20 protein-coding genes are annotated in these 26,153 nt (G+C 39.8%); 13 read left to right on the forward strand and 7 right to left on the reverse strand.

Annotated elements, in window-relative coordinates; genetic code table 11:
• Nucleotides 1–74: 74 nt before the first annotated feature.
• From DEU42_RS07095 to DEU42_RS07130, 8 genes are all read left to right on the forward strand, one after another.
• A complete protein-coding gene (locus DEU42_RS07095; RefSeq protein WP_114757599.1) occupies nucleotides 75–587 on the forward strand; it encodes a GbsR/MarR family transcriptional regulator in 513 nt (170 codons plus the stop codon).
• 14 nt (nucleotides 588–601) lie between these two features.
• Nucleotides 602–1,756 carry an efflux RND transporter periplasmic adaptor subunit gene (locus DEU42_RS07100; protein WP_114757600.1) on the forward strand — a complete coding sequence of 385 codons (1,155 nt, stop codon included), beginning with the start codon at nucleotides 602–604 and terminating at the stop codon, nucleotides 1,754–1,756.
• 6 nt (nucleotides 1,757–1,762) lie between these two features.
• A complete protein-coding gene (locus DEU42_RS07105; protein ID WP_114757601.1) occupies nucleotides 1,763–4,921 on the forward strand; it encodes an efflux RND transporter permease subunit in 3,159 nt (1,052 codons plus the stop codon).
• 15 nt (nucleotides 4,922–4,936) lie between these two features.
• Nucleotides 4,937–6,355: an efflux transporter outer membrane subunit gene (locus tag DEU42_RS07110; protein ID WP_114757602.1), complete on the forward strand. Its 1,419-nt coding sequence runs from the start codon at nucleotides 4,937–4,939 to the stop codon at nucleotides 6,353–6,355.
• Between the two features lie 214 nt (nucleotides 6,356–6,569).
• Nucleotides 6,570–7,025, forward strand: a complete 456-nt coding sequence (locus DEU42_RS07115; protein ID WP_114757603.1) for a hypothetical protein — start codon at nucleotides 6,570–6,572, stop codon at nucleotides 7,023–7,025.
• An 835-nt stretch (nucleotides 7,026–7,860) separates the two neighbouring features.
• Nucleotides 7,861–10,155, forward strand: a complete 2,295-nt coding sequence (locus DEU42_RS07120; RefSeq protein WP_114757604.1) for a T9SS type B sorting domain-containing protein — start codon at nucleotides 7,861–7,863, stop codon at nucleotides 10,153–10,155.
• A 293-nt stretch (nucleotides 10,156–10,448) separates the two neighbouring features.
• Complete coding sequence (locus tag DEU42_RS07125) at nucleotides 10,449–10,775, forward strand: hypothetical protein (RefSeq protein ID WP_147278075.1); 327 nt, start codon at nucleotides 10,449–10,451, stop codon at nucleotides 10,773–10,775.
• Nucleotides 10,776–10,930: 155 nt separating this feature from the next.
• Nucleotides 10,931–11,983: a PA0069 family radical SAM protein gene (locus DEU42_RS07130; protein ID WP_114757606.1), complete on the forward strand. Its 1,053-nt coding sequence runs from the start codon at nucleotides 10,931–10,933 to the stop codon at nucleotides 11,981–11,983.
• Between the two features lie 99 nt (nucleotides 11,984–12,082).
• Here DEU42_RS07130 and DEU42_RS07135 read toward each other — a convergent pair whose 3' ends face one another.
• Nucleotides 12,083–13,051, reverse strand: coding sequence for a YpdA family putative bacillithiol disulfide reductase (locus DEU42_RS07135; protein ID WP_114757607.1), 969 nt, complete (start codon nucleotides 13,049–13,051; stop codon nucleotides 12,083–12,085).
• A complete protein-coding gene (locus tag DEU42_RS07140) occupies nucleotides 13,039–13,512 on the reverse strand; it encodes a CYTH domain-containing protein (RefSeq protein ID WP_114757608.1) in 474 nt (157 codons plus the stop codon). The genes DEU42_RS07135 and DEU42_RS07140 overlap by 13 nt, the downstream gene beginning before the upstream one ends.
• A gap of 163 nt (nucleotides 13,513–13,675) precedes the next feature.
• Between DEU42_RS07140 and DEU42_RS07145 the strand changes: the two genes are divergently transcribed.
• Nucleotides 13,676–15,706: a site-specific recombinase gene (locus DEU42_RS07145; protein ID WP_114757609.1), complete on the forward strand. Its 2,031-nt coding sequence runs from the start codon at nucleotides 13,676–13,678 to the stop codon at nucleotides 15,704–15,706.
• 55 nt (nucleotides 15,707–15,761) lie between these two features.
• Here the strand turns inward: DEU42_RS07145 and DEU42_RS07150 are convergent, their stop codons facing one another.
• Complete coding sequence (locus DEU42_RS07150; protein ID WP_114757610.1) at nucleotides 15,762–16,421, reverse strand: NAD(P)H-binding protein; 660 nt, start codon at nucleotides 16,419–16,421, stop codon at nucleotides 15,762–15,764.
• Nucleotides 16,422–16,575: 154 nt separating this feature from the next.
• Between DEU42_RS07150 and dinB the strand changes: the two genes are divergently transcribed.
• Nucleotides 16,576–17,679 carry a DNA polymerase IV gene (gene dinB, locus DEU42_RS07155; RefSeq protein WP_114757611.1) on the forward strand — a complete coding sequence of 368 codons (1,104 nt, stop codon included), beginning with the start codon at nucleotides 16,576–16,578 and terminating at the stop codon, nucleotides 17,677–17,679.
• Nucleotides 17,680–17,746: 67 nt separating this feature from the next.
• Here the strand turns inward: dinB and gldD are convergent, their stop codons facing one another.
• Genes gldD through mutY form a run of 4 tightly spaced genes read right to left on the reverse strand, consistent with a single transcriptional unit; the run spans nucleotide 17,747 to nucleotide 21,158 of the window.
• The gene (gene gldD / locus DEU42_RS07160) at nucleotides 17,747–18,319 is read right to left on the reverse strand and encodes a gliding motility lipoprotein GldD (protein ID WP_114757612.1); all 573 of its coding nucleotides are present in this window, start codon (nucleotides 18,317–18,319) and stop codon (nucleotides 17,747–17,749) included.
• Complete coding sequence (gldE, locus tag DEU42_RS07165; protein WP_114757613.1) at nucleotides 18,316–19,605, reverse strand: gliding motility-associated protein GldE; 1,290 nt, start codon at nucleotides 19,603–19,605, stop codon at nucleotides 18,316–18,318. The genes gldD and gldE overlap by 4 nt, the downstream gene beginning before the upstream one ends.
• Before the next feature lie 22 nt (nucleotides 19,606–19,627).
• On the reverse strand, nucleotides 19,628–20,077 hold the full coding sequence (locus DEU42_RS07170) for a single-stranded DNA-binding protein (RefSeq protein ID WP_114757614.1): 450 nt from the start codon (nucleotides 20,075–20,077) through the stop codon (nucleotides 19,628–19,630).
• Between the two features lie 37 nt (nucleotides 20,078–20,114).
• Nucleotides 20,115–21,158 carry an A/G-specific adenine glycosylase gene (gene mutY / locus DEU42_RS07175; RefSeq protein WP_114757615.1) on the reverse strand — a complete coding sequence of 348 codons (1,044 nt, stop codon included), beginning with the start codon at nucleotides 21,156–21,158 and terminating at the stop codon, nucleotides 20,115–20,117.
• Between the two features lie 130 nt (nucleotides 21,159–21,288).
• On the opposite strand from mutY, the gene DEU42_RS07180 reads away from it, so the two are divergent.
• The 3 genes from DEU42_RS07180 (at nucleotide 21,289) to DEU42_RS07190 (ending at nucleotide 26,093) form a co-directional block, all read left to right on the forward strand.
• Complete coding sequence (locus DEU42_RS07180; protein WP_057671073.1) at nucleotides 21,289–21,585, forward strand: HU family DNA-binding protein; 297 nt, start codon at nucleotides 21,289–21,291, stop codon at nucleotides 21,583–21,585.
• Between the two features lie 402 nt (nucleotides 21,586–21,987).
• The gene (locus DEU42_RS07185; protein ID WP_114757744.1) at nucleotides 21,988–23,538 is read left to right on the forward strand and encodes a ribonuclease E/G; all 1,551 of its coding nucleotides are present in this window, start codon (nucleotides 21,988–21,990) and stop codon (nucleotides 23,536–23,538) included.
• A gap of 131 nt (nucleotides 23,539–23,669) precedes the next feature.
• The gene (locus DEU42_RS07190) at nucleotides 23,670–26,093 is read left to right on the forward strand and encodes a T9SS type A sorting domain-containing protein (protein WP_114757616.1); all 2,424 of its coding nucleotides are present in this window, start codon (nucleotides 23,670–23,672) and stop codon (nucleotides 26,091–26,093) included.
• Nucleotides 26,094–26,153: the final 60 nt, after the last annotated feature.

The following is a 26,153-nucleotide window of genomic DNA, read 5'->3' on the forward strand; positions in this document are numbered from 1 at the left end:
AAAAATTATTTAGTTCGGCAGTTACCGAACTAAACGAACTAATTAGTACATTTGCAAAAAAAATTTTAAATTAGATGTCAGATTTAACAAAAGAACGCGAGGAATTGGTGGAGTTGTTTGGTGTGTTCTTTGAGACCACTCATCATTTACCACCCCTTGGAGCCAGAATTCTTGGAAATTTAATTCTCGATTCCAAAAGCAGCAACGTTACTTTCGACCAGCTGGTAGAACGCATGGGAGCAAGTAAGAGTTCGGTATCTACAAACCTGAATCTTCTTCTCAAACTGGGCAAGATAACTTACTTTACACAGCCCGGTGACAGAAAGAAATACTATAAGCCAACCCCATTTAGCGAGCGATTTAACAATTACCTTAAAATGATAGCTTTAGAAAAAGGGATCATTGAAAAAATGGCTAATTACCGGGATAAATCTTCGTGCCCAAAATCGAGAGCTGAAATAGAAATGGTGAAGATTTACAATGAGCACCTTACGGAAATGGAAAGGCTCATTTTAAAAAGTATTGATGATTTTAAAACGATAGAAAAAGAGTCAGAAAATAAACTCAATCCAAAAAACGAACAATAATCCAAGTACACAAAATGAAAAAGAGATCTTTATTAGGCGCAGTTTCTGCCCTACTGATAATTGCATCATGCGGCAAGAAACAGGAACAGGCTCCCGCAGCAGGACCAATGCCTTTTCCGGTTCAGATAGTAACCCAACAAGACGCTACAGTTTTTGAAGAATATACAGCAAACCTTGAAGGTCAGCAAAATGTTGAAATACGCCCAAAAGTAAGCGGTTTCATCCAAAAAATATATGTTGACGAAGGCCAGCAGGTTCGCAAAGGCCAGCTACTTTTTAAACTCGAAACACAAACCCTTAACGAAGATGCTGCTGCTGCAAAAGCAAATGTTGCTGCTGCACAGGTAGAGGTAGATAGGTTAAAACCACTTGTAGATCGAAAAATCATCTCTAATGTTCAGCTTGAAACAGCTAAAGCCAAACTTGCCCAGGCAAAAGCTTCTTACAGCGCTGTAACAGCAAATATCAATTACGGAACAATTACCTCTCCTGTAGATGGTGTAATTGGTACGCTTCCATACAAAGAGGGTACGCTTGCAAGCGCAACCAGTGAGCTTCCGCTTACCACAGTGTCTGACACGAGAGTAATGCGTGCTTACTTTGCGATGAATGAAAAACAAATGATCAACTTCAGCCGCGAGTTTAAAGGGGCTACGCTTCAGGAAAAAATTAAAAATGCTCCTGCAGTTAGCCTTCGCCTTGTTGATGACAGCACTTATGAGGAAAAAGGAAAGCTTACAGCTGCTTCGGGCCTTGCCAATGCTGCAACAGGTACAAGCCAGTTCAGGGCGGAATTCAACAACCCGCAAGCCGTTTTAAGAAGTGGCGGTAAAGGAACTGTATTACTGCCTATCCTTATTAAAAATGCAATTGAAGTCCCTCAAAATGCAGTATTTGACATGCAGGGTAAACAAATGATTTATGTTGTAAACAAAGACAATACAGTAAAATCTAAAATTGTACAGGTAAAAACTACATCAGGTCTGAACTTTATTATAGAAAGCGGTGTAGAACCGGGAGAGGTAATTGTAGTTGAAGGAGCCTCTAAACTTAAAGACGGCATGGCTATCGTTCCTCAGCCGGTAAAAGACGAAGCCGCAGCAGCAACCACCCAGGAAAGCACTGATGCAGCCAAAGAAGCATCTACTCAAAACACTCCCAAAAAATAATATCTAATGCTAAAAACTTTTATAGAAAGGCCAGTACTGAGTACCGTAATTTCGATCCTGATAACCATTTTAGGGGTTCTTGGGTTGCTTTCGCTACCCGTGGAGCAATATCCTGAAATAGCCCCTCCTACTGTTCAGGTTACCGCTACCTATACCGGTGCGAATGCTGAAACAGTACTTAACAGTGTTGTGATTCCTCTTGAAGAAGAGATCAATGGTGTTGAGGGAATGACCTACATGACATCAAGTGCTGCAAACGACGGTTCGGCAAACATCAGTGTATTCTTTGAACTTGGTATAAACCCGGATATTGCTGCGGTAAACGTACAAAACAGGGTATCGAGAGCTACCAGTAAATTACCCCAAGCCGTTATTCAAACTGGAGTTACCACTCTTAAGAGCCAGACGAGTGCCCTTATGTTCCTTGCGTTATACTCTAAAAACCCGGAATATGACGGAACATTTGTTCAAAACTACGCCAAGATTAACCTTGTACCAAAACTACAACGTGTAAAAGGTGTAGGACAGGTAAACGTATTTGGTGCAAAAGACTATTCGATGCGTATCTGGATCGATCCTGAGAAAATGGCATCATTTAACCTTGCACCAAAAGACATTCAGGCCGCATTACAGGAGCAGAACGTTGAGGCTGCGCCGGGTAAATTTGGTGAAAATGCTGAAGGTGTATATGAATATGTTATTAAATACAAAGGCCGTTTAAGCAAAGAACAGGACTATGAGAACATCGTAGTAAAAGCGATCGGAAACGGAAACTTTGTACGCCTTGGCGATGTAGCTAAAATTGAGCTTGGTGCCTTTAACTACGGGCAGAAAAACTTTGCGATGGGCCAGAATGGTGTGGCAATTGGTGTATTCCAGACATCAGGCTCTAATGCTAATGAAATTATTGACGAGGTTAACAGTATTTTAGAAAGCTCTAAGAAAAACTTTCCGGAAGGTATAGACTATGTTGTACCGTTTGACACAAAAATATTCCTTGATGCTTCTATCCATAAGGTAATCTCTACCCTTATAGAAGCTTTTATATTGGTATTTATAGTGGTATTCCTGTTCCTTCAGGATTTCAGGTCTACCCTTATTCCGGCAATTGCCGTACCGGTAGCTATTATTGGTACGTTCTTCTTTCTGAGCCTGTTTGGGTTCTCGATAAATATGCTTACGCTTTTCGCTATGATCCTTGCTATTGGTATCGTGGTTGATGATGCCATTGTCGTCGTCGAGGCGGTGCACGCCAAGCTCGATGAAGGCGAAAAAGATGCAAAAAAGGCAACCCTTTCTGCGATGAGCGAAATTCAGGGTGCGATCATATCGATTACGCTTGTAATGGCAGCGGTATTTATCCCGGTATCTTTCCTTAACGGACCATCAGGGGTATTCTATAAGCAGTTTGCCATAACACTTGCCGTATCCATCCTTATTTCGGCGGTAAATGCATTAACACTGAGCCCTGCACTTTGTGCCCTTTTCCTGAAACCACATGACGACCATCATGGACACAAAAAGAATCTGAAACAGCGTTTCTTCGATGCTTTCAATTCAGGTTTTGATGCTATGAACAACAAATATGTAGGTTCGTTACGACGACTTGCAAAAAGAAAATGGGTTACTGCAATTATACTGATTGTGTTCTGTGGTATCACTTACTTCCTGTTCACTACCACGCCATCAGGATTTATCCCTAATGAAGACCGTGGTATTATCATGGCAGATATTACACTCCCTCCGGGAACAACAGTAGAAAAAACACAGCTTGCAGTAAACCAACTTGATTCAATACTGGCATCAATGCCTCTTGTTGAAGCAAGGATGAACATTGTAGGCTTTAGTTTGCTTAACAGGGTAAATGGTGGTTCGTATGCCTTCGCCGTAATTAAGCTAAAAGACTGGAAAGAGCGTACCGAGCCTAACCAGACGGTTGATGCCATTGTAGGTGAATTGTTTGGCCGTACAGCTGGTTTTAAAGATGCCAAAGTGTTATTCTTTACACCTCCGAGTGTACAGGGCTTTGGTTCTGCCGATGGTTTTGAGCTTAAAATTCAGGATACCGGTGATGATGACTGGGCTACAGTAAGTAAGGTAAGTAATGAATTCCTGGGCGAATTAATGAAGCGTCCGGAGATACAGTATGCCATAACCAACTTTAATCCCGGCTTCCCACAATACCAAATGGATATTAATGTGGAAAGAGCTAAGGATGCAGGAGTATCTGTAAGCGATATCTTTAATACCATGCAAGGTTATTATGGCGGTTTATACACTACCGATTTCAACAAATTTGGTAAACAATACCGTGTAATGATACAGGCAGAGCCGGAACAAAGAGCCGATGAAAAATCTATCGATAAAATCTATGTGCGCAATGCCAACAACCAAATGGTAGCCATAAGCCAGTTTGTAGACTTTAAAAAGATTTATGGCCCTGAGGCGGTAGCACGTTTCAATATGCTTAAGGCAGTAAACGTAAACGGTAAGTCGAAACCGGGATACAGTTCGGGAGACGCGATTAAAGCCATACAGGAAGTTGCTGCACAGCATTTACCAAAAACATACACCTATGAATTCTCGGGTATGACCCGTGAAGAGATTATTGCCGGTAACCAGGCAGCAGGCGTATTCTTACTGAGTTTAATATTCGTATACTTCCTGTTAAGTGCCCAGTATGAAAGCTATATACTTCCATTGGCCGTGTTATTATCGCTTCCTGTGGGTATTGCCGGAGCCATTGGTTTTGTTAAGCTTGCCGGATTAGAGAACAACATTTACTTCCAGGTAGCGCTTATCATGCTTATAGGACTCCTCGCCAAAAATGCCATTCTTATCGTTGAGTTTGCCGTCCAGCGACGCCATCAAGGACTGAGTCTGGTTGATGCAGCCATCGATGGTGCCAAAGCACGTTTACGACCTATCCTGATGACATCGTTTGCATTTATCCTTGGTTTGATGCCTCTTGCGCTTGCCAATGGTGTAGGAGCCGTAGGAAACAGGTCGATAGGTATGGGTGCTGTAGGTGGTATGCTTATAGGTACAGTATTTGGAGTATTTGTAATTCCAATCCTGTTCGTAATATTCCAGTCACTACAAGAAAAAATATCGTCAAAACCTCAACCGGAAGATAATCAGCTTGCTGAAAATACAGAAGCTTAATTAACAGCATTAGTTATGAAATTCATAAGATCAACATATAAAATAGCAGCACTGGTTCTTAGCGGCATTCTCCTTCAGGGGTGTTTTGCCGCCAAAGAATACAAAAGGCCGGAAATGAAGGCCGAAAACCTGTACAGGTCAGAAATAGTATCTCAGGACACAATTAGCATGGCCGATATTTCATGGGACAAGATGTTTACCGACCCAATACTTCAGGGACATATTAAAAAAGGGTTACAAAACAACTATGATATCAGGTTTGCAATCCAGAACGTAGTGGCAGCAGAAGCCAACATGAAACAGGGTAAAGCAGGTTATTTCCCCACGCTAAGCCTTGGTGCTGACTGGACGCATATCGAACAGAGTAAAAACAGCCAAATAGGCCGTATTGTGAGCCAAACCGGCGGATCGACCAATCTGGACCAGTACCAGCTTACCGGAACCTTTGCATGGGAAGCTGATGTTTGGGGCAAAATTCGTAGTAACAAGCGTGCCTTCAGTGCTTCATATATGCAAACCATTGCAGCTAATCAGGTTGTAAAAACACAGGTTATTACCTCTATCGCATCATACTACTATCAGCTTATGGCTCTGGATGAGCAATTGAAGATAGCGGAAGAAACTTTAAAGAACAGAATTCAGAGTGTTGAGGCGGTGAAAGCCCTTAAAGATGGCGGAACCGTTAATGAAGTTGGCGTAAAGCAAACCGAAGCACAACAATATGATACTGAACTTATCATTCAGGATCTTAAAAACAATATTGTGCTTACAGAGAATTCACTGAGCATATTGCTTGGTGAACCAGCTAAAAACATTGAGCGCGGTCAGCTTGAAGCCCAAACGCTTAGTCCTGCATTACAGGTAGGCGTTTCTACCCAACTGTTACGAAACCGCCCTGATGTTGTGGCTGCCGAGTATGGTTTTATCAATGCGTTTGAGCTTACTAATGTGGCCCGAAGCAATTTTTACCCTCAGTTCAAAATTACTGCTACAGGTGGTTTACAAAGTATTGAGCTTAAAGACTGGATTAATACCAATTCGCTTTTCGCTAATATCGTTACCGGCTTAACACAGCCTTTATGGAACGGAAGACAAATACGTACCCGTTATGAAATTGCAAAAGCACAAAACGAACAGGCTCTTGTACGTTTTGAGCAGACACTGCTAACCGCAAGTAAAGAGGTGAGCGATGCGCTTGCCAACTATGACAATGAAACCAAAAAAATTACAATTCGAACAAAACAGGTAGACGCGCTTGGCAAAGCAGCCGATTATTCGGATGAGCTATTAGAGTACGGAATGGTAAACTATCTTGAAGTACTTATTGCTAAAAGCAATGCCCTTAACAGCGAGCTAAGCCTTGTAGATACAAAATACCGCCAGCAACTTGCCCTGATAAACTTATATAAAGCCCTTGGTGGGGGATGGCGTTAATAGCATAATCCGGGCTTCCGGATTATTTTTAGATTAATTGTTTGTTTTATGTTTGCTCCCCGTTATTCCACTAAATAACGGGGAGTTTCTTTTTAAGGTAGGGTATTCACACTTTAAAATGTTTACTATTTGTGTGAAGTTTCTTTCTGTAAAAAACCACCAGCTACTCTGAGAGCGGTGGTTTTTTTATATTTTTATGCCAAACCAATCCAACATGAAAAATATATCTAAATCGATTTTATTACTTGTCGCGCTGGCAGTCATTAGCTGCGGTAATCCCAAAAAGTTAGAAATAGTAAATCTGTATTCGGACGGAGTTTACATTATGAATCCCGCAACTGCTGAAAGCATAACTCCTGAACAATTAAGAAGAGGTGTCTTTAAAGACATAATACACCTTAATCCGAATAGTTGCCTTAACTATGAAGGAAGCTCTTTTAGCCTGTCAGATGATTTTTTTGATAGTTATGTATTAAATGGCAAATTTACAATCTGTTATACCACAGATAAATCTGTTGAAAAAGCAGAAAAAGAAAATACGCCAATTAAATTTACGACTTTTACTCCGGGATTCGAAATGAAAAATCTGAACGAAGTAGTAGTAAAAATAGAAAATAGAGGAGATGAACCTGAAATTGGCATCAAACTAAGTTCAAAAACAGGATTTTAATTCAGTAATCTGCCAATTAAAACGATCAGATTGAGTCGAATACTCATTCACACCAATCAAATTCTAACTTAAAAAAGCACTTTACACAAACAAAACGCAACCTTTTCTCTTTTTCACGTCTTATCTAAAAGTGATTTTAATTAATTTTTAGGATTTAGCATTCATGGGATATTGTGTTTAAGTTTTAGTTTTGTGTAATATCTCATACAGCCGGTTTTAGTAAATTACTAAGACCGGTTTTTTTATTTAACAATACTATTCTCCTTTACATAACCCCTACAAAAGATATATTTTTAGCCCAAACCGTAACCATTAGCTTACAAATAGCTATTTTTTAAATATTTTACAAATCAACAACTACACCGTTTTCGCAATAATCACATTTTTGCTAAAAATAATCGATGAAAACATCACTTAAATCGACAAAACGCAGAAAAAATTCAAAATTCCATGTTAAAGTTTATGGTCGGTATTCGTTTTTTAGATATTTTTGCCTCGCTTAATTATTAGTATGGCTTCCAACCCATTACATACTAAAATTTAACATTACCCACCATCCATTACAACGTTTTTCAAGGCTTTAACAAGCTACGGCCGCATAACATCTTCCAATCCAAAAGATGAAATGGTTCGTAAGTGAGCCCTATAAACCCTGCTTTTAGTTGTTAAACAAGAGTTTTACAACAAGAGTCATTTCAACCAATTATCCAAAAGGAGTTGTAGTATTTCTATTTAGACGTTAATGTTAATTTAGGTACTATGTTCCATAACAGTAAGAATATGTTAAGGAAACCCGATGGCTAAGCAATGGGCTTAGCTGTATGATAATTAAATAATGAAACAAGCACACTTATGGCTATGCGTTTTCGTTCAATTATTTTTAAACGCTAACGCACAGCAGGACAACAATTGGTACTTTGGCCGAAATGCAGGCCTTAATTTCAGAACAGGAACCCCTGAAGCAATAACCAGCAGTACAATGAGTACTATGGAGGGAAGCGCTTCGATATCTGACAATAATGGCAACATACTTTTCTATACAGATGGTATTAGTGTATGGAACAGGTATAATTTTAAAATGCCAAACGGAAATGGCCTTTTAGGCGATAAGTCTACTACACAGGCTGCTGTAATTGTTCCCAAACCCGGATCACAAACAAGATATTACATTTTTACTGCCGATGATGCCGGTGGACCCGATGGGCTACGCTATTCTGAAGTAGATATGCAAGCTGACAATGGCAAAGGAGATGTGGTTAACGCTAATGTACTCTTGGTTACTCCCGTAACCGAAAAGATCACGGCTTCATATCACGCAAACGGAAATGACATCTGGATAACCACTCACCAGTGGGGTGGCAATGCTTTTTACAGCTTTAAAGTTACCAGTGCAGGTGTAAACACTGCTCCGGTAATAAGTAATACCGGACTTGTAATTGACGGAGCAGAAAATTCCGGCCACTATGCCGGCTGGATGAGCATTTCTCCCAATGGAAAAAAACTGGCATCTGCCAGCAGCCTTTTTGCTATCGAACTATTTGATTTTGAAAACACAACAGGTATTGTATCAAACCCTGTAACACTAAAAACACCGGCAAAATGCTATGGCGTGGAGTTCTCCCCTAACAGCAAATTGCTGTATGCTACAACCGATGGCCTCATTTTACAATATCAGCTAAATGCAGCCGATGTATCTGCTTCACAAATTCAGATAGGGACAATAGATGTTGCAAGTTCAATTAAACTTGCTCCGGATTCTAAGATTTATCTGGTAGACAAATATCTGTCTCAAACCTTATCCGTTATAAAAAGGCCTAATGTAATTGGTACAGGATGTAACGTTTCACTGAACACAATTGACCTGGGCGGAAAGGAAACATTTGTAGGACTGCCCAACTTTCTTACTTCACCGTACTATCTTTTAGATATAAATACTGAAAACGACTGTACAGATACATCTGTAGCTTTTCAGGCTGTTAGCACTTTAGATCCTGAAGAGATAGAATGGGATTTTGGCGATGGTAACTACTCGAACAATGCTAACACAACCCATACCTATAGTACTCCCGGAACTTACACCGTAAAACTTAAGGCAAAAAGAAAAAGCCTGTCCCGTTATTACTCAAAGCAAATTAGTGTATTCGGGGCACCCGTAGCAGGAGAAGCAACCGATATGCATTCATGCGGCAGCGCCGAAGGCTATGCTGCTTTTAACCTTGCCGAGCAAGATGCAGCCATACTGGGCAACCAGCCTGCCGATCAATTTACGGTAACTTACTATGCTACGCAGGAAGATGCAATATCTGCCAGCAATATTCTGCCAACAACTTATACCAATACTTTGAACCCACAAACAATTTATGCACGTATAAGCAGAAATAGCGGTGCTTGTTATGACATAACATCTTTTACTCTAAATGTTACTCCCGCTCCGGTTCTCGACATGGATGACAATTATAGCTTCTGCGAAAACAGTTATGTTGTAATCAGTGCTCCAAAAGGTTTCGACAGCTATACATGGACCTACAATGGAAAAACGGAAAGCGGAACATATCAAAAAAGCATAAACAAAGACGGAACATATATGCTTACCGTTTCTAAAACTACAGGTGCTACGATATGTGAAACAACTCACAGCTTTACGATTACCGAATCGCAAAAGCCACAGATAGTAAAACTGGAAACAACAGAATGGACTGACAGCACCAACTCTATTAGCGTGATAATGGCTACAACCGGTAATTACGAATATTCTATTGATGGTAATACTTATCAGGATGAACCTGTGTTTGAAAATCTTAAACCGGGAGAGTATACCGTTATGGTAAGAGACAAAGGTGGTTGCGGACAGGATAAGGCCGAGGCTGTACTATTGATGTACCCGAAGTTCTTTACCCCGAACGGCGATGGCATTCATGATAATTGGCAGGTAAAGCATGCATGGTTTACTTCGGAAACCAGCATAACGGTAATGGATCGCTACGGAAAGATCGTAAGTTCATTTAGAGGCAACAGCCCCGGTTGGGATGGTACTTTTAATGGCTACCAATTACCTGCAAGTGACTATTGGTTTATTATAACAAAAAAAGACGGAAAGGAATATAAGGGACATTTTTCGCTTATGCGATAGCAATTAGAGAAAGGGTAAATTATTTTACAGGGATTTATTTGTTAAATCGGAATTATGATGCATTTCATCGAATTTAACATGTTAATGTTTGATAAACACAATGTTAGTTCAAAACTTATGCGTTAGATTAGCAATGCTTTAACATCTTGTTAGGAAAATTTTTTGAATAATTTAACCACAAAATTCGCATGCATACCCTTCTCATAATGTTTGGCTTATTAATTACTGTAATCTTTTTTCTCATAGATAAAAATCTTTTCCCCGGCTCGGCTCTGGCCAGAAAACGTATCCTTATGAGACTGGAAAGAAACAAGGAAAAAGACATGGAGCTTCAGGCTGAATTTGTGGCACTTGTACACGCATATGAAGCCTGGTCACATAAAGCATTCCCTCAAACAGATGTAACTTATACAGAGTACATTAATCTTCTAAAAGAAAAATCAAGCATAGAATATTCTGATGCCGAATTTGAAAAGCTTAAATCCAGACTCGAAAGACATCAGATATCGGACTATATCGAAAAAGTAAAAAATCAGGAAGAGGCAGTAGTAGCACTACAGGCTGATATAGCCTGCCAGAAGAAAAAATTACAATCTCTTGATATAGCAAAGGCATCTTAAACTAAACAACGAAACCTTTTAACTCCTGTTAAGAGGTTTTGTTTTTAAAGCCCTTTGTTTACTGGCATTCCCGTTTTTGTTGATAACCTCTACCCTCTTTTAACACAAAAAGAAATGTGCTTTCACTAATTTTCTGCTGGCTAAAACAGGGAAAGATGGAAAAGGAAAAAATTAAAGGACAGGGCGCGGTTACTAATATTCATAACCATTTTATTAAGAACCGCTACGAAACATCCATCTATCAGGATGATTATGAAGAGCAGATAGCCAAAACTAAAATTCTGGAAGTGTTTCCCAAAACAATAGTCAATGCAGTAAAAAGCCCCGACCTGCCCATGGCCTATTCCATGAATCCCTATCAGGGTTGCGAACATGGCTGCGCTTATTGTTTTGCCCGCCCTACTCATGAATACTGGGGCTATAGTGCCGGAGTAGATTTTGAGCGTGTTATCATGGTAAAAAAGAATGCACCCCAGCTACTGGAGCAATTCTTTAAAAAAAGAGGTTATAAGCCGGAACCCATACTTATGTCGGGCAATACCGATTGTTATCAGCCTATAGAGAGAAAGCTTGAGATAACCCGTAAACTGCTTCAGGTATGTCTGGATTACAGACATCCGGTACATGTACTCACTAAAAACGCACTGGTAACACGCGATATAGACATACTAACAAAGCTTGCCGAGAAAAACCTTGTAACCGTATCGTTAAGCATCCCAACCATAAACGAAGACTTAAGACGTGTACTGGAACCAAGAACCTCATCGGTAAACACAAAACTTAAAGCTCTCGAAACACTGTCTAAAGAAGGTATCCCTACCCATGTTATGGTTGCCCCAATGATTCCGGGACTGAACACTCCTGAAATACTGCCAATTGTAAAAACCATAGCCGAACTGGGCGCACAAAGCTTTGGCTACACACTGGTTCGCCTTAACGACACCGTTGAACCTGTTTTTATTGACTGGCTCGAGGCTCATTATCCCGACAGGAAAGATAAAGTACTGCACCAAATAAGTGAAATGCATGGCGGCAAATTAGGAGAAAAACAGGTTTTAAAACGTCAGGTTGGCGAAGGGAATATTGCCGAAATGATACATACCAGTTTTAAGATAGCCCGAAAGAAATATTTTGACAAAAAAGAATTTCCCGCATTAGCATTGCACCATTTTGATGGTACTAAAGGCGAACAGCTGAGTCTGTTTTAACTCATAGTGTTTTTTGTCATTGCGAGCGTAATGCAATGAAGCGTGGCAATCTCTTTCAGATTGCTTCGTCGTCTCTCCTCGCAATGACAAATAAGAGTATTATTTAGAAAGAATATCCCCCACAATCATTCTGGCATGCACACGGCTGTTCTCTATAAACCACTTATGGGTTTCAAGCCCACCGCATACAACCCCTGCAAGATACAAACCCTTCACATTAGTCTCCATAGTTTCAGGATTATAGTTTGGCGTACGGTTAATACCTTCTGATATTTCAACTCCCGCAGCTTTTAAAAATTCAAGATCAGGACGATAGCCGGTTAACGCCAATACAAAGTCGGCTTCAACCAGTATTTCACCATCCGGCGAATTGATAATTACTTCCTTCTCGTTAATCTCGATTATCTCCGAATAAAAATGAGCTTTGATGCTGCCTTCGGCAATACGGTTTTCAACATCGGGTTTAACCCAGTATTTAACCCTGTCGTTTATTTCACCTTTACGGATAACCATGGTAACATCGGCCCCCTTGCGGTAGCATTCCAGTGCCGCATCTACCGATGAGTTATTGGCTCCCACCACTACTACTTTACGAAAAGCATATTCGTGGGCTTCTTTGTAATAATGGCGCACATGTGGAAGATTCTCTCCCGGAATCTCCATATACATGGGAATATCATAAAAGCCGGTGGCTATAACTACATTTTTTGAAGTATAATCTGCCTTAGTAGTCTTAAGCGAAAAAACACCATTGGACTTATCTACGCGATCAACTTTCTCAAAAAGATTAATATTCAGGTTAAAATGACGCTGAATATTGCGATAATACTCCAATGCCTCCTGCCTGCCCGGTTTGGGAGCTATACAGCTAAAGGGAACACCGCCTATCTCGAGCCTTTCGGCAGTTGAGAAAAAAGTCATATACAACGGGTAATTGAACAGGCTGTTTACCAGTGCACCTTTTTCAATAATAATATAATTGAGCCCCTTGCGCTGTGCTTCAATACCGCAGGCCATGCCAATGGGTCCTCCACCTATAATTATCAGGTCGTATATTACTTCTTCCATGTACTATACGGATTATTGCTCAGAAAAGCATTGTAGTAATGTGTATTTCCTGTTACTTCCTCTCCCAGCCATTGTGGTTTCTCAAAACTTTCATTTTCATCATTCAGTTCAACTTCAGCGATTACCAGTCCGGCATTAGCCCCAAAGAATTCATCCACTTCAAAAGTATGCTTGCCCACTTTTACTTCGTAGCGTATCTTATTAATACTGCCGCTTTCACATAAGGTAAGCAGGAGCTGAGCCTCATCGGCAGGAATTTCTTTCTCCCATTCAAAACGGCTGGTACCGCTCTCGTTACCGGCTCCTTTTATGGTAAGGAAACCCTGATCGCCTTTGGTACGCACGCGCACCGTTCGTTCGGGATTAGAATTCAGATAGCCCTGTGCTATTCGTTTCCGGCTAACAGCCTCATTTTTATAAGCGTCGGACAGCACCAGAAATTTACGTTCAATCTCAATCATGTTCTTTGGAAATAATAGCTAAGGTAGGGAATTTACAAGCTCATCTTTGCTTCAAAATTGAAGAAACTTTGCCAAACCTCTTAACCAAATACTAAAACCTTTCTATGTGTAAGGTTTTCCGGTTTATGATTTGTATTTTTACGCTTCAGTCCCCATAAAACCTATGAAGTTCAGAAAAACTAAAGATAAACCTAAGAATAATCTAGTCAATTTCTTCAAAACGAATTTTGATGAGCATAACCTTTGGGAATATAAGGCGGAAGAAACCGACCTGCTGGCACAGCTTGTAAACATCATCCGCCCTAAAAAACCAAAACTTGTACATTCGGTTGATTTAGGTGAACTTTTACATGAACTTAAGGAAAATGCCAAATACCGCGAAGAACTTTCGCAGTATATAAAAGGACTTATAAAAGACAAGAAATTCAGCAATATACTTACCGATGCAGGCATAATATCTAATGCCGACTTTTTGTTCGAAGTAAAAAGGAGATTGTTTGCAAAACTTATCCCTGAACAACCGGAAAAAAACACACTGGAATACATTCTTAACCAGGTGTTTTTTGTAAAAACAGACCCTGTATGGATCGACAAGATTCCGCCTCAGCAGATTGAACAACTTTTTGATCTGCTTCAATTCAAACCAATTTACGACGAAAGCAAAGATCAGCTAACCGAACTGATTTTTGCCATAGAAGTAAACATTCACCGTATAGCAGGACGTGCACTCGAACATGAAGTTATTAAAATGGTTCCCGAATATGAGAATCTCGAGAGCCCTTTTCTTGCTTTTCAGAGGGAATTTGGCGATGTAAGGGAAAAACTGCTAGACAAAAAAAGAGATTATGTAACCTCCGACGACTTGGATTACAAACAACTGGTGCTACTACAACAGCAATGTTCCGACTATGTAAAGACTGCTTTTAAAAATAGTGAAAAATTTGGCATATCACTACACGTCAATCAAACGTTGCTTCGTATCAGGCAGCAACTTGAGCGCTTACAGACACTTTTACCATTATTAGCCATAGATGCTCCTGAAGAAGCTAAGAAACACACCATTGAGCTTGCTAAAGACCTTATCAGCTATAACTGTGACAAAAACAACATAAGGAAGCTGATTAACGAAAGTACACAATTGCTTTCGTATGAAGTTACACAACATACAGCCCGTACCGGCGAACATTATATTACCAAAGGCCGTAAAGAATATTTCAGGATGCTTTGGGCAGCTTCAGGAGGTGGATTTATAGTAGCCATTCTCTGTATCATCAAGGTTTTTCTTTCCAAAATGGACACCAGTGCTTTCGGACAGGCCTTTTTTTACAGCATGAACTATTCGTTGGGCTTCATTACCATTTACCTGTTAGGCTTTACGCTGGCTACCAAACAGCCGGCCATGACAGCATCGGCATTGATTAGCGCCCTTGAAGCGGGTAGAAAGAACGACCATATGCCTGATGCCGAAAAACACAAGGCCTTCGCCGAATTGTTTGCACGAGTATTCCGTTCGCAGTTCATTGCCTTTGTCGGCAATGTATTTGTAGCATTTCCGGTAGCATTGCTGGGCATCTGGCTTATAGATATTGCTTTTGATTATAACCTCGCACTTACCAAATGGTACCATCTTATACACGACCTGAATCCTATTGATTCACTATCAATATTGCATGCTGCCATTGCAGGTGTTTTCCTCTTCCTATCCGGAATCATTGCCGGAGCGGTAGCCAACCGCGATAAGTACCAGCATATTTATTATCGTATACAGGAACATCCCTTACTTAAAATGAGTCTTGGGCGTGTGCGTACCGAAAAGCTGGCCAAAATGTACGAAAAGAAATGGGCAGGTATAGTTTCTAACTTCTGGTTTGGTATATTTATGGGAAGTACAGGTGCTATTGGTATTTTCCTGGGGCTTAACATTGATATAAGACACATTACTTTTGCCAGCGGAAATCTAGCTCTGGGGCTTTATGGCGCTAATTGGGAAGTATCGGATGAATTGCTGTTCTGGGGTATTTTTGGCATCGGTATTATTGGGGCAGTAAACTTCCTGGTAAGCTTTGGCCTTTCTATGGGACTAGCATTCCGTTCAAGAAACATCCCTATCTCAGAGATGCGCCTTGTAGCCGCTTCGGTATGGAGCTATTTTAAAAAGAGACCGTGGACGTTTTTCTTCCCTCCTCTGAAATAGTTTTCAGTAAACTGAATCAGCACCAAATCTATCTGAACCGTTAAGCGTATAAAAACTATTTGCTCCCCAACTCCTCAATCTTGTCAGAGGTTATAACCGTTTGTATATAATTGTTATTGGCAAGCCAAAGCATGGCCCTGGCAATGGTTGCTGCCTTAATACTCCTGTACTTGGCCGCTCCGCCAAAGAGCAAAGGATTGAGTACCCACATAAAACCCTCGGCAATCTTTTCAGCAATGCGGTTCTCTTTCCTTTCGGCAAGAATAAGCGAAGGCTGCAGCAAATGTACTTTGGTAATATGTTCCGATAAAACAGCTTCCTGCATTTCTCCTTTTGTGCGGTTATAAAAGATACTACTGTCGGCATCGGCGCCAATTGCCGAAACCACAATATAAGTACCTATGTGATTATCCGCAGCCAGCTTTGCAGCAGCAACAGGAATTCCAAAATCGATATCGCGATAGGTTTTTTTATCAGGAGTTTTAGCTTTAGTAGTACCAATGCAGCAATATACCTCATCTCCCTTAAAAACATCAGCATAGGCGCTAAGTTCAAAAAGATTGATAAGATGTTCTTCGATTTTTGGATTGTTGTTTTTTACTGATGAACGGGCAAAAAGTTTTATTTTTTCGTAGCGGCTATCTGCCAGCAGTAATTGGAGGAGTTCACTACCTACAGCCCCGCTTCCACCTAAAAGTATAGCGGTTTTTGGCATAGTTGATTTGTTTTCTTGTTTCCGGTATATGAAATTACAAAAAATATTTCCAAAAATAATAAAAACACGCCCTAAACGGCATGTAAAGCCATTTTTATTGCATCAACTACAAATCAACACTTAAAAATATAGTAGTAAATCGTAACTTTACAACATGGAAACCCCCGAAGAACCCATCATCCTCCAACGAAAGATCATTCATGTAGACATGGATGCCTTTTATGCCTCGGTAGAGCAACTGGATAATCCGGAACTGCGGGGTAAAGCCATTGCTGTAGGCGGAGGCGAAAGCCGGGGTGTAGTATCTGCAGCAAGCTATGAAGCAAGAAAATTTGGCGTTCGCAGTGCCATGAGTGGATTTTTGGCAAAAAAGAAATGTCCGCACCTTATTTTCGTCAGGCCACGATTTGACCGTTATCGGCAGATATCACAACAAATACGTGAAATCTTTCATGAATATACCGACCTTGTAGAGCCTCTTTCTCTCGATGAAGCCTATCTTGACGTTACCGTAAACAAAAAAGGTAATCCCAGCGCCACAATGATCGCTAAGGAAATACGCCAAAAGATACTCGAAAAGACAGGACTTACAGCATCTGCAGGGATATCCATTAATAAATTCATTGCTAAGGTTGCCAGCGATTACAACAAGCCTAACGGCCAAAAAACCGTAAACCCTGACGAGGTACTGGAATTTCTTGAAAATCTGGCTATTGGTAAGTTTTATGGCGTGGGCAAGGTAACCGAAGAAAAGATGTACCAACTGGGCATTTTTACCGGAGCCGATTTAAAGCAAAAATCTATTGAGTACCTGACGGAGCATTTTGGAAAATCAGGGGCGTATTATTACTATGTGGTACGCGGAATACACAACGGACAGGTTAAGCCTGACAGGACTGTAAAATCAGTTGGAACGGAACACACTTTTTTTGAGAACCTGGTATCGGAAGTATTCATGCTCGAAAAGCTGACACTTATTGCCGATGAACTGGAACGCAGGCTAAAGAAAAAGAAGATTGCAGGCAAAACTGTTACCCTCAAGATAAAATACAGTGATTTCACCGTACAGACACGCAGTAAAACCCTGCCTTATTTTATATCTGACAAGAGCCTTATCATCGAAACGGTTAAAGAACTGCTGTATCAGGAAAAACCAAAGGATTCGGTACGCTTACTGGGCATTTCCCTCAATAACCTGAATACTGAGGAATCGGGCGTTAAGAAACCCGTTGCAGTACAATTGAAGTTTGAGTTCTGATAGTCAGGGGCTGGGATGTCGGAAGTCCGATGTTAAGAGCTTCCGACCTCGGACATCCGACTAAAAATTATTTCCACTTAACCGTTTCCATAATATTCCTCATGTCGTCACGAAGGTAACTTGCTGCCGGCATTATAGAATCGAAATTAGGCTTTGCGTAAAAATATACCGATCCGGCAAGGAAATGATTCAGGCTGTCGGTTACATAAAACTGTGCATTAGTTGCTGCGTTACCTCCTACTTCATAAAACATTCCGTAGGATTTTTTTTCCGGATTAATATAGGGCTGTTCGCGAATATCATCGGCCTTTACAACCTGTTTGTAGGTAAGTGTTTGCGCATCTCTTAAAAGCTCTTCCAGATTACCGTTTATCGGTTTGTAGTTAAGATAAATGGTAGCCTTCATTTTTGGGTAATGGATTTCAAGGCTGCTACAGTCTTTACCGGGCTTTAATTGTGCCATTGAGTTGTATCCAAAAGTATAAGGACATGGCTGATCCAGCGCCACATATTTACCCATTGGGTAATCAAGCCTTAGATATGCCTCCGGTTTAGGAAGGGTTTCTCCACCGCAGCTAACTGCCATAACAGCAATAGCTATCATACTTATAAAGCCTGTCAATCTTTGTATTGTATTCATTTAAGTGTAACCTTAATTTGTTTTATCCTTCTCTTATCAACTGATTCGACGGTAAAGATATTGCCATTAAAGCTAATTTTTTGACCTTTTTTCGGAAAATTACCCCATACCTCTAAAAGAAAGCCGGCTAACGTCTCTGCTTCGCCTTTGGCTTCTTCAAATTCTTCTTCTTCAATATCGGTTATCCTGTAAAAATCTTTAAGTGATATTTTCCCATCAAACAGATAATTATGATCATCGATACGGGTATAAATAATATCCTCATCATCAAACTCATCGCTGATATCGCCTACAATTTCTTCCAGTATATCCTCCAGTGAAATTAGTCCTGATGTACCTCCGTACTCATCAACTACTATGGCAAGGTGATTTTTCATGTTCTGGAATTCCTTAAGGAGGTTATCCAGCTTTTTGTTCTCGGGTACAAAGAAAGGCTCCCTTATGATAGACTGCCATTCGAAATTATCATTATCGATATGCGGAATAAGATCTTTAATAAACAACACCCCTTCAATCTGGTCTACATTATCACGGTAAACAGGAATACGCGAAAATCCTTTATCCACTATCTTGGGAAGCACCTCGGTAAAGGATGCCTCGATATTAAGGGCAAAAATATCAATACGTGGACTCATTACCTGCTTAACATCGGTATTCCCAAAGGTAACAATACCTTCCAGTATCTTTTGCTCCTCAACTGTTGCGTCGCCATAATCGGTAAGTTCCAGCGCCTGTGAAAGCCTGTCAACAGAAAGCCCGTTACCCTGTGCACCAACCTTCTTCTGGAATTTAATCATCAGTTCGCGCATGGGTATGCTAAGCGGAGAAAGCAATTTATTAAGCCCAAACAGCACATAACATATCCTGTTGGCAAATTTAACATTGTTTCTTCCGGCATAAACCTTTGGCACTACTTCGGCAAAAAGGAGTACCAGAGACATGATAACAAGTACCTGTACTGTAAAACTTAGCCAGGCAATACTTATACCACCAAAAAGGACACCGCTTATCCTGAAGAAAAGGATAATGACAGCAATATTGATAAAGGTATTTGTAATAAGAATAGTGGCCAGCAGCTTTTTAGGCTTTTCGAGAAGCGAAACAATAAGGCTGCCACGTTTAGGATTGTCTTTGTTCATCTTTTCAACATCTTCTGGTGAAAGTGAAAAGACAGCGACTTCGGTGCCGGATATGAACGCAGAACAAATAAGGAGGAAGATGATTCCTGCCACGCCATATATAAGGCTAAGGTCTAATGAGGTGTAACTCGAGGGGTCGGGGTCCAAAACAATGGGTATTCGTTAAACATTAAAATGGCAGGTCGTCATTAGGAGCCGGCACATTTACATCATAATTCGGTTTTACCGGTTCGTTTGCGGTCTGCGAAGAAAAACTTTGCTGCTGCTTCTGATCCAGTTCTTTTTTAGTGGTAAGGAAGGTAAACTCCGTTACCTGTATTTCAGTTGTATATTTCGTCTGTCCATCTTCACCCTGCCATTGGCGGGATTTAATGCGTCCCTCCACATATATCTTATCCCCTTTGGTAAGATACTTTTCGCAAATCTCGGCTGCCTTGTTGCGCACCACGAGGTTATGCCACTCTGTAGAAGTAATTTTTTCATTGGTTTGCTTGTTGATGTAAATCTCGTTGGTAGCAAGCGGAAAACGCCCAATGCAGTTTCCTCCTTCAAAATAATGAAGCTTTACATCGTCACCCAAATGCCCTATCAGCATCACTTTATTTAACGTACCGTTCATTGTTTTCTACTGATTAGTTAAATCAAATATACCACTTTTAATGCTCACTCCAATATTTCTCTATAAAATTATGGATAACAACAGGAAACGGATATGCCTTTAAAGCATTCTCAGAAATTGCCCCAACAACCTCAAAATCAACTGATATTTCCCAAAACCGAATGTGCAGGTGCTGGTGCGAAAGCTTATGCACAACGGTATCGGCAATAAGCGTGATGTCCTTTGGCGCAAAGCCAAAACCTTTATAATCCCTTATAAAACTTAGGGCTTTATCCTCCGAAACGGCAGTTTCAGTTTCTATAAGCGGGAACTCATACAGGTTATGCCATATCCCTTTTGCCGTGCGTTTCTGCACCATACTAAAGCCACGGTTGTCTTTTAGCACTAAATAATTAAAGAAACGGTTGGTTACTTTTGTCTTTTTGAGTTTAACCGGCAGTTCGGCAACACGGCCGGTCGCGAAGGCAACGCAGTCTTTATTAAATATGCACCTTCCGCAGTCAGGACTCTTGGGCACACACTGCAATGCCCCAAATTCCATCATCGCCTGATTGAATTCTGAAGCTTGTCCTTTAGGCATTAGTGAAGCCGCCAGCTCCGTGAACTGTTTTTTGGCACTCCCCGATGAGATATCGGTATCTATACCAAAAACTCTGGACAAAACCCTGTACACATTACCATCAACCACAGGGACAGCCTCGCCATAACTTATAGAGGCTATCGCAGCCGCCGTATAGTCGCCAACGCCTTTTAACTTTAATAGTCCGGCATAGCTGTCAGGGAAATTACCATTCATTTCGAAGGCAACCAGCTTTGCCGTAGCATGCAAATTACGGGCACGGGAATAATATCCCAGTCCCTGCCATAGCTTGAGCACCTGTTCTTCGGGTGCTGCAGCCATGTCGTGCACGGTTGGAAAAGCTTCCATAAAACGTAAAAAATAAGGTAATCCTTGTGCTACACGCGTTTGCTGAAGCATTATTTCGGATAGCCAAACGGGGTATGCGCCAGGCATTTTTCGCCATGGCAAATCGCGTTTGTTTTGTAAATACCAATGAATTAAAGGCTTAGAAAATTCCATAATTATGAACGGGTCAACAAATGTAAAAGTTTATGTTATTAAATTTTAATAGATTAACCTTGAATTATTGTTTTTTTAATTGTTATATTTGCACTCTCAAAAAAATACACAATCATAAATTAGAAAGAAAATGACGAAAGCAGACATCGTAGCGAAAATTTCAGAGAAACTTGGTCTTGAGAAAGGTGATGTACAGGCAACAGTTGAGTCTTTTATGGAAGAAGTAAAAAACTCTCTTGAGACTGGTGATAATGTATACCTAAGAGGTTTTGGAAGTTTCATCATCAAAACGCGCGCTGAAAAAACAGGTAGAAACATTTCAAAAAACACTACCATTAAGATTCCTGCTCACAACATCCCGGCATTCAAACCTGCAAAGATTTTTGTTGACGGAGTAAAAACAAATACTGAGGCTAAAGTAAACTAATTATTAACCACCAAATCCTTTTCAATTATGCCAAGTGGTAAAAAAAGAAAAAGACATAAGGTAGCAACGCACAAACGTAAGAAGAGAGCGAGAGCTAACCGTCACAAAAAGAAAAAGTAGTTCTAAACTACTTTTTCTTGTTTTAAAAGAATTTTTAAGTTCATTGAAAAAAAGGGTTTTAGACTTTAGATTTTAGATTTTAGATTTGGCTGCAAAGTGCACTGAATACTGAGAATGAGACTAATAACTCTAATCCTATGGGTACAAAAATACCTGTAAATTAATGTTTAATCCATCTGCTAACTGTTTAGAGTTTGTTGTTTGTTGTTTGTTGTTTCCTTTTTGGCAACCATAAACCATAAGCTATAAACCATAAACAAATAACAGATAAAAATGTACAGTGTGAACAAAGAATTAATTATTCGATCTGGTTCTGACGCAGTAGATTTTGCCTTATTAAAAGATGGAAAACTAATTGAATTACACAGCGAGCGCGAAGACAAAAACCAGTTTAATGTTGGTGACATCTTCATCGCCAAGATTCGCAAGCCCGTGGCCGGCCTTAATGCCGCCTTTGTAAATGTAGGCTTTGAAAAAGATGCCTTTTTACATTACCACGATTTGGGTCCGAACCTGGCCTCGATGCTGAAATTCATAAAACTTGTAAGCGCAGGTAAAGTAAAAGATTACTCACTGAAAAACTTTCCTTTTGAACCTGAGATTGACAAAGATGGCGCCATTGGCGACGTGCTCAGTGCCAACCAGTCAATACTCGTTCAGGTGGTTAAGGAACCCATATCTACCAAAGGGCCGCGTATAAGCTCTGAGCTTTCACTGGCAGGAAGATATGTTGTTTTGGTTCCCTTTTCAGACAGGATATCTATTTCGCAGAAAATAGAATCTAAAGAAGAAAAAGACCGCCTAAAAAGACTCGTGCAGTCTATCCGTCCAAAAGGATTTGGCGTAATAGTGAGAACGGTAGCAGAAGGCAAAAAAGTAGCCGAACTGGACAAAGACCTGCAAAACCTGCTGGACAAATGGACAGGAATGTGCAAACGACTGCCTAGCGCCCATCACCCAAGCAAAGTACTGGGAGAAGTAAACAAAGCTTCATCCATCCTTCGCGACGTATTCAACGATACCTTTACGGGTATTTATGTGGATGATGAGGACCTGTATTACCAAACAAAGGACTATCTGCAGGAGATAGCTCCTCAAAAAGCGAATATCGTAAAACACTACCAAAGCAAAGAGCTGCCACTGTTTGAAAAATACAACATAGAAAGGCAGATTAAAACCTCTTTCGGTAAAACGGTATCCATGAGCAAAGGTGCATATCTTATTATAGAACACACCGAAGCCCTGCACGTTATAGACGTGAACAGCGGAAACCGCTCTAACAAGGCGTTAAGCCAGGAAGATACCGCCCTTGAAGTAAACCTTATAGCCGCCGCAGAGATTGCGAGACAGCTACGATTAAGGGATATGGGAGGGATTATAGTAGTCGATTTCATAGATATGAGTAACCCTGACAACAGGAAGAAACTCTATGATTTCCTTCGCGAAGAAATGAGCGACGATAAAGCAAAACACAAGATCCTGCCACCTAGTAAATTTGGACTGATCCAGATTACAAGGCAAAGGGTAAGGCCTGAAGTTAATATTAAGACCAAAGAAGTAGACCCTAACAGGGTAAACGGCGAAATTGAAGCCCCTATATTGGTTATTGACCGCATAACGGCCGACCTGGAAAGAATTATGAAGACCCACAAAAAGATCGTGCTTAACGCACACCCGTTTGTGGCCGCTTACCTTACTAAAGGTTTCCCATCAATACGCACAAAATGGTTTTTGGAGCATAAAAAATGGGTTAAGATAATACCACGTGACGCTTACACGTATTTAGAATACCACTTTTTTGATAGCAAAGGAGACGCTATCGCATCAGAATAACAAGAAACCGCCCCGGAATACCGTGGGCGGTTTTTTTATGACCCAAATTAATACTTAATAAAAAACTTACAAAAAATATTGATTATATTTTATTTTGTAGATTTGCAGCATTTAAAATCAGACACTTGTCCATGAAAAAAACATACTTACTCATACTACTGTTTCAAATTTTAGGATATTCACAAGAAACACAATATTTGCCGGCACCCGCAAATTATGGACTTAACTATAATTGGTACAACGACGGAGGTATTACACCTATTTATCAAAAAGACAACATCCTTTATGGCAACACAAAAGAGCATGTTGGCAATACTAATGTAAATCACATAGTCAAGATAAATATGGATGATGACAGTATCTATATTTATCCCGCACTTTCAGAAACTGCTAATGCTTATTATTCCAGTCCCGGAAATTTTAAAGAGAAAGGTGAATACATATATTTCAACACATTAGCAGCAATTTACAGACTAAACACTACTACTAACACAATTGAGATGCTTATAAATCAGGCGTCAAATTATTATCTAATTGGAGACAATATAGTATATAAACAAAATAGCTCTCTCTATTATACTGAACAAACTAAGGTATATAATATTACTACTAACACAACCTCAACCTTAACTACTACTGACAACAAAAATATTGTTGACATCGGTGGATTTTATCAATCAGGAGACTACTTATACTTTAGAGGCACAAGCAGCTTATCTAACTCTGTTCGAAATGGCATTTATAGATTTAACGTAAGCGGATCGTTTGAAACTGTAGAACAATATTCTTTTCTCTCAAGTGTTAGCGTGTCACAATCATACAACAAAGTCGTCGAGGTAAACGGGCATCTTCTTTATCTTATGAAAGGAGCTAATGGCATATATAAATATTCATCTATTAATCTTCAAACAGGCTTACTTAATCAAAATTTTACTTTTAGCACCGGATCTACGTACGTTAATCCACATCAGCCAATAGAAAGCCAGGGAATTGTTTATTTAACAGATTTTAATCATGCAGTATATTCCTCAAATGGCATCGATACACCACAACTAACCTCGCTGCCTCTTTTTGACACAACATATTTTGCTTCCTCAAGCAGATGCTTTTTAAACTATAACGGGAATTTCTATTTTTCCAATAGATCCGACACATACGGATATGAATTATGGAAAACAGATTTCACAACTGAAGGCACAAACCTTGTAAAAGACATTACTGCGGGTACTGGTTCTACATTCAATGAAAACACTAATGCGAGAGTATATCAAGGAAAAATGTATTTTCATACTTCTGGAGAAAATTACAACATCTATGTTTCTGACGGGACTGATACAGGTACCGTATTACTTACTTTACCTGGCGAGTTCACTTTTTTACGTAGTTATTTGTTTGCTTATGGGAATCACATATATTTCTATGGAGAATCACCAACTGGAGTTGGCCTGTATAAAATAAAAATATTTGAGATGGAACCTCTGACTCTTGAACCATCACAAACGAATGTTAGTTGTACAGGGGCTAATGATGGCTCAGCAACCGTTAATGTGATAGGCGGTTTGGGCAATTATAATTATTCGTGGGCACCCTATGGCGGATCATCAGCTTCAGCAACAGGTCTTGAACCAGGAACTTATACCGTAACTGTAACTGATGATTTTGGAAGCACAGCCTCTCTTGATTTCACAATAAATGAGCCTGAGGCTATCACAATAACAGAACAGCCTCAAACACTTTCTATAACGACTGGAGAAGATGCCTCTTTTACTGTAGAGTCAAATGCTGAGAACAAACAATGGCAGATGAGCACCAATGGATCCGAGTGGGTCAATTTAACAGATTCTGAATCATATATTGGCACATCAACGGCAACTCTTTCAATTCAAAACGCAAACAATTCTCTTAATGGAAATTATTACAGACTACAACTTAGCAATGCAGAAAACTGTTTTGTAGAATCTGCCTCAGCACAATTATGGGTAAAAAACAACATTGACACGATAGACGATTATTATAATTTCACAAATAATAATGGATCGAGCAACGTACTTTTAGGAAATATAATAGATAATGATAGCTTTAATGGAAGTACAGTAAACAGTAATCAAGTAATCATATCGTTAACTGATGATAGCAATATAAATGGAACTGAAATTGATGAAGAAGGGAATCTTTTCATTCCTTCAAATATTCAGGAAGGAATTTATGAATTATTTTATTCTGTTTGTGATATTAATGATGCTTCGAATTGTTCCGAAGCAAAGATAACTATTGTTGTTTCAGCAATTGCAGGAATTAATGACCCGAGACATGAAACTTTAACAGTTCACCCTAATCCAGCCAAAAATTATATCAATATCACCTTATCTAACATCATAATCGATAAAGAATTAAACGTCTCTATTTATGACATCAATGGAAGAAAAATATATGACAATACAATTATCAATGATCTCACAAGTATTAATGTTTCGGAATTACAAGAAGGGGTTTATATAATTAACATAATTTCAGACAAAGGTAAATTTACCAGTAAGTTTATAAAGAAAAATTAAGCTTTCATAGTTAACCTTATTTCATCTTATTATCGATAATCCTATATACAACCCAAAACA

Source organism: Flavobacterium sp. AG291 (assembly GCF_003350375.1).
Taxonomy (GTDB): Bacteria; Bacteroidota; Bacteroidia; order Flavobacteriales; family Flavobacteriaceae; genus Flavobacterium; species Flavobacterium suzhouense.

Excerpts from the sequence above, each read along its gene's own strand:
- DEU42_RS07120 (WP_114757604.1), top strand. The coding sequence starts at position 7,861 with ATGAAACAAGCACACTTATGGCTATGCGTTTTCGTTCAATTATTTTTA.
- DEU42_RS07140 (WP_114757608.1), bottom strand. The coding sequence starts at position 13,512 with ATGATTGAGATTGAACGTAAATTTCTGGTGCTGTCCGACGCTTATAAA.
- mutY (WP_114757615.1), bottom strand. The coding sequence starts at position 21,158 with ATGGAATTTTCTAAGCCTTTAATTCATTGGTATTTACAAAACAAACGC.
- DEU42_RS07105 (WP_114757601.1), top strand. The coding sequence starts at position 1,763 with ATGCTAAAAACTTTTATAGAAAGGCCAGTACTGAGTACCGTAATTTCG.
- DEU42_RS07180 (WP_057671073.1), top strand. The coding sequence starts at position 21,289 with ATGACGAAAGCAGACATCGTAGCGAAAATTTCAGAGAAACTTGGTCTT.
- DEU42_RS07135 (WP_114757607.1), bottom strand. The coding sequence starts at position 13,051 with ATGGAAGAAGTAATATACGACCTGATAATTATAGGTGGAGGACCCATT.
- DEU42_RS07150 (WP_114757610.1), bottom strand. The coding sequence starts at position 16,421 with ATGCCAAAAACCGCTATACTTTTAGGTGGAAGCGGGGCTGTAGGTAGT.
- gldD (WP_114757612.1), bottom strand. The coding sequence starts at position 18,319 with ATGAATACAATACAAAGATTGACAGGCTTTATAAGTATGATAGCTATT.
- DEU42_RS07145 (WP_114757609.1), top strand. The coding sequence starts at position 13,676 with ATGAAGTTCAGAAAAACTAAAGATAAACCTAAGAATAATCTAGTCAAT.
- DEU42_RS07110 (WP_114757602.1), top strand. The coding sequence starts at position 4,937 with ATGAAATTCATAAGATCAACATATAAAATAGCAGCACTGGTTCTTAGC.
- DEU42_RS07095 (WP_114757599.1), top strand. The coding sequence starts at position 75 with ATGTCAGATTTAACAAAAGAACGCGAGGAATTGGTGGAGTTGTTTGGT.
- DEU42_RS07170 (WP_114757614.1), bottom strand. The coding sequence starts at position 20,077 with ATGAACGGTACGTTAAATAAAGTGATGCTGATAGGGCATTTGGGTGAC.
- DEU42_RS07115 (WP_114757603.1), top strand. The coding sequence starts at position 6,570 with ATGAAAAATATATCTAAATCGATTTTATTACTTGTCGCGCTGGCAGTC.
- dinB (WP_114757611.1), top strand. The coding sequence starts at position 16,576 with ATGGAAACCCCCGAAGAACCCATCATCCTCCAACGAAAGATCATTCAT.
- DEU42_RS07190 (WP_114757616.1), top strand. The coding sequence starts at position 23,670 with ATGAAAAAAACATACTTACTCATACTACTGTTTCAAATTTTAGGATAT.
- DEU42_RS07100 (WP_114757600.1), top strand. The coding sequence starts at position 602 with ATGAAAAAGAGATCTTTATTAGGCGCAGTTTCTGCCCTACTGATAATT.
- DEU42_RS07125 (WP_147278075.1), top strand. The coding sequence starts at position 10,449 with ATGAGACTGGAAAGAAACAAGGAAAAAGACATGGAGCTTCAGGCTGAA.
- DEU42_RS07130 (WP_114757606.1), top strand. The coding sequence starts at position 10,931 with ATGGAAAAGGAAAAAATTAAAGGACAGGGCGCGGTTACTAATATTCAT.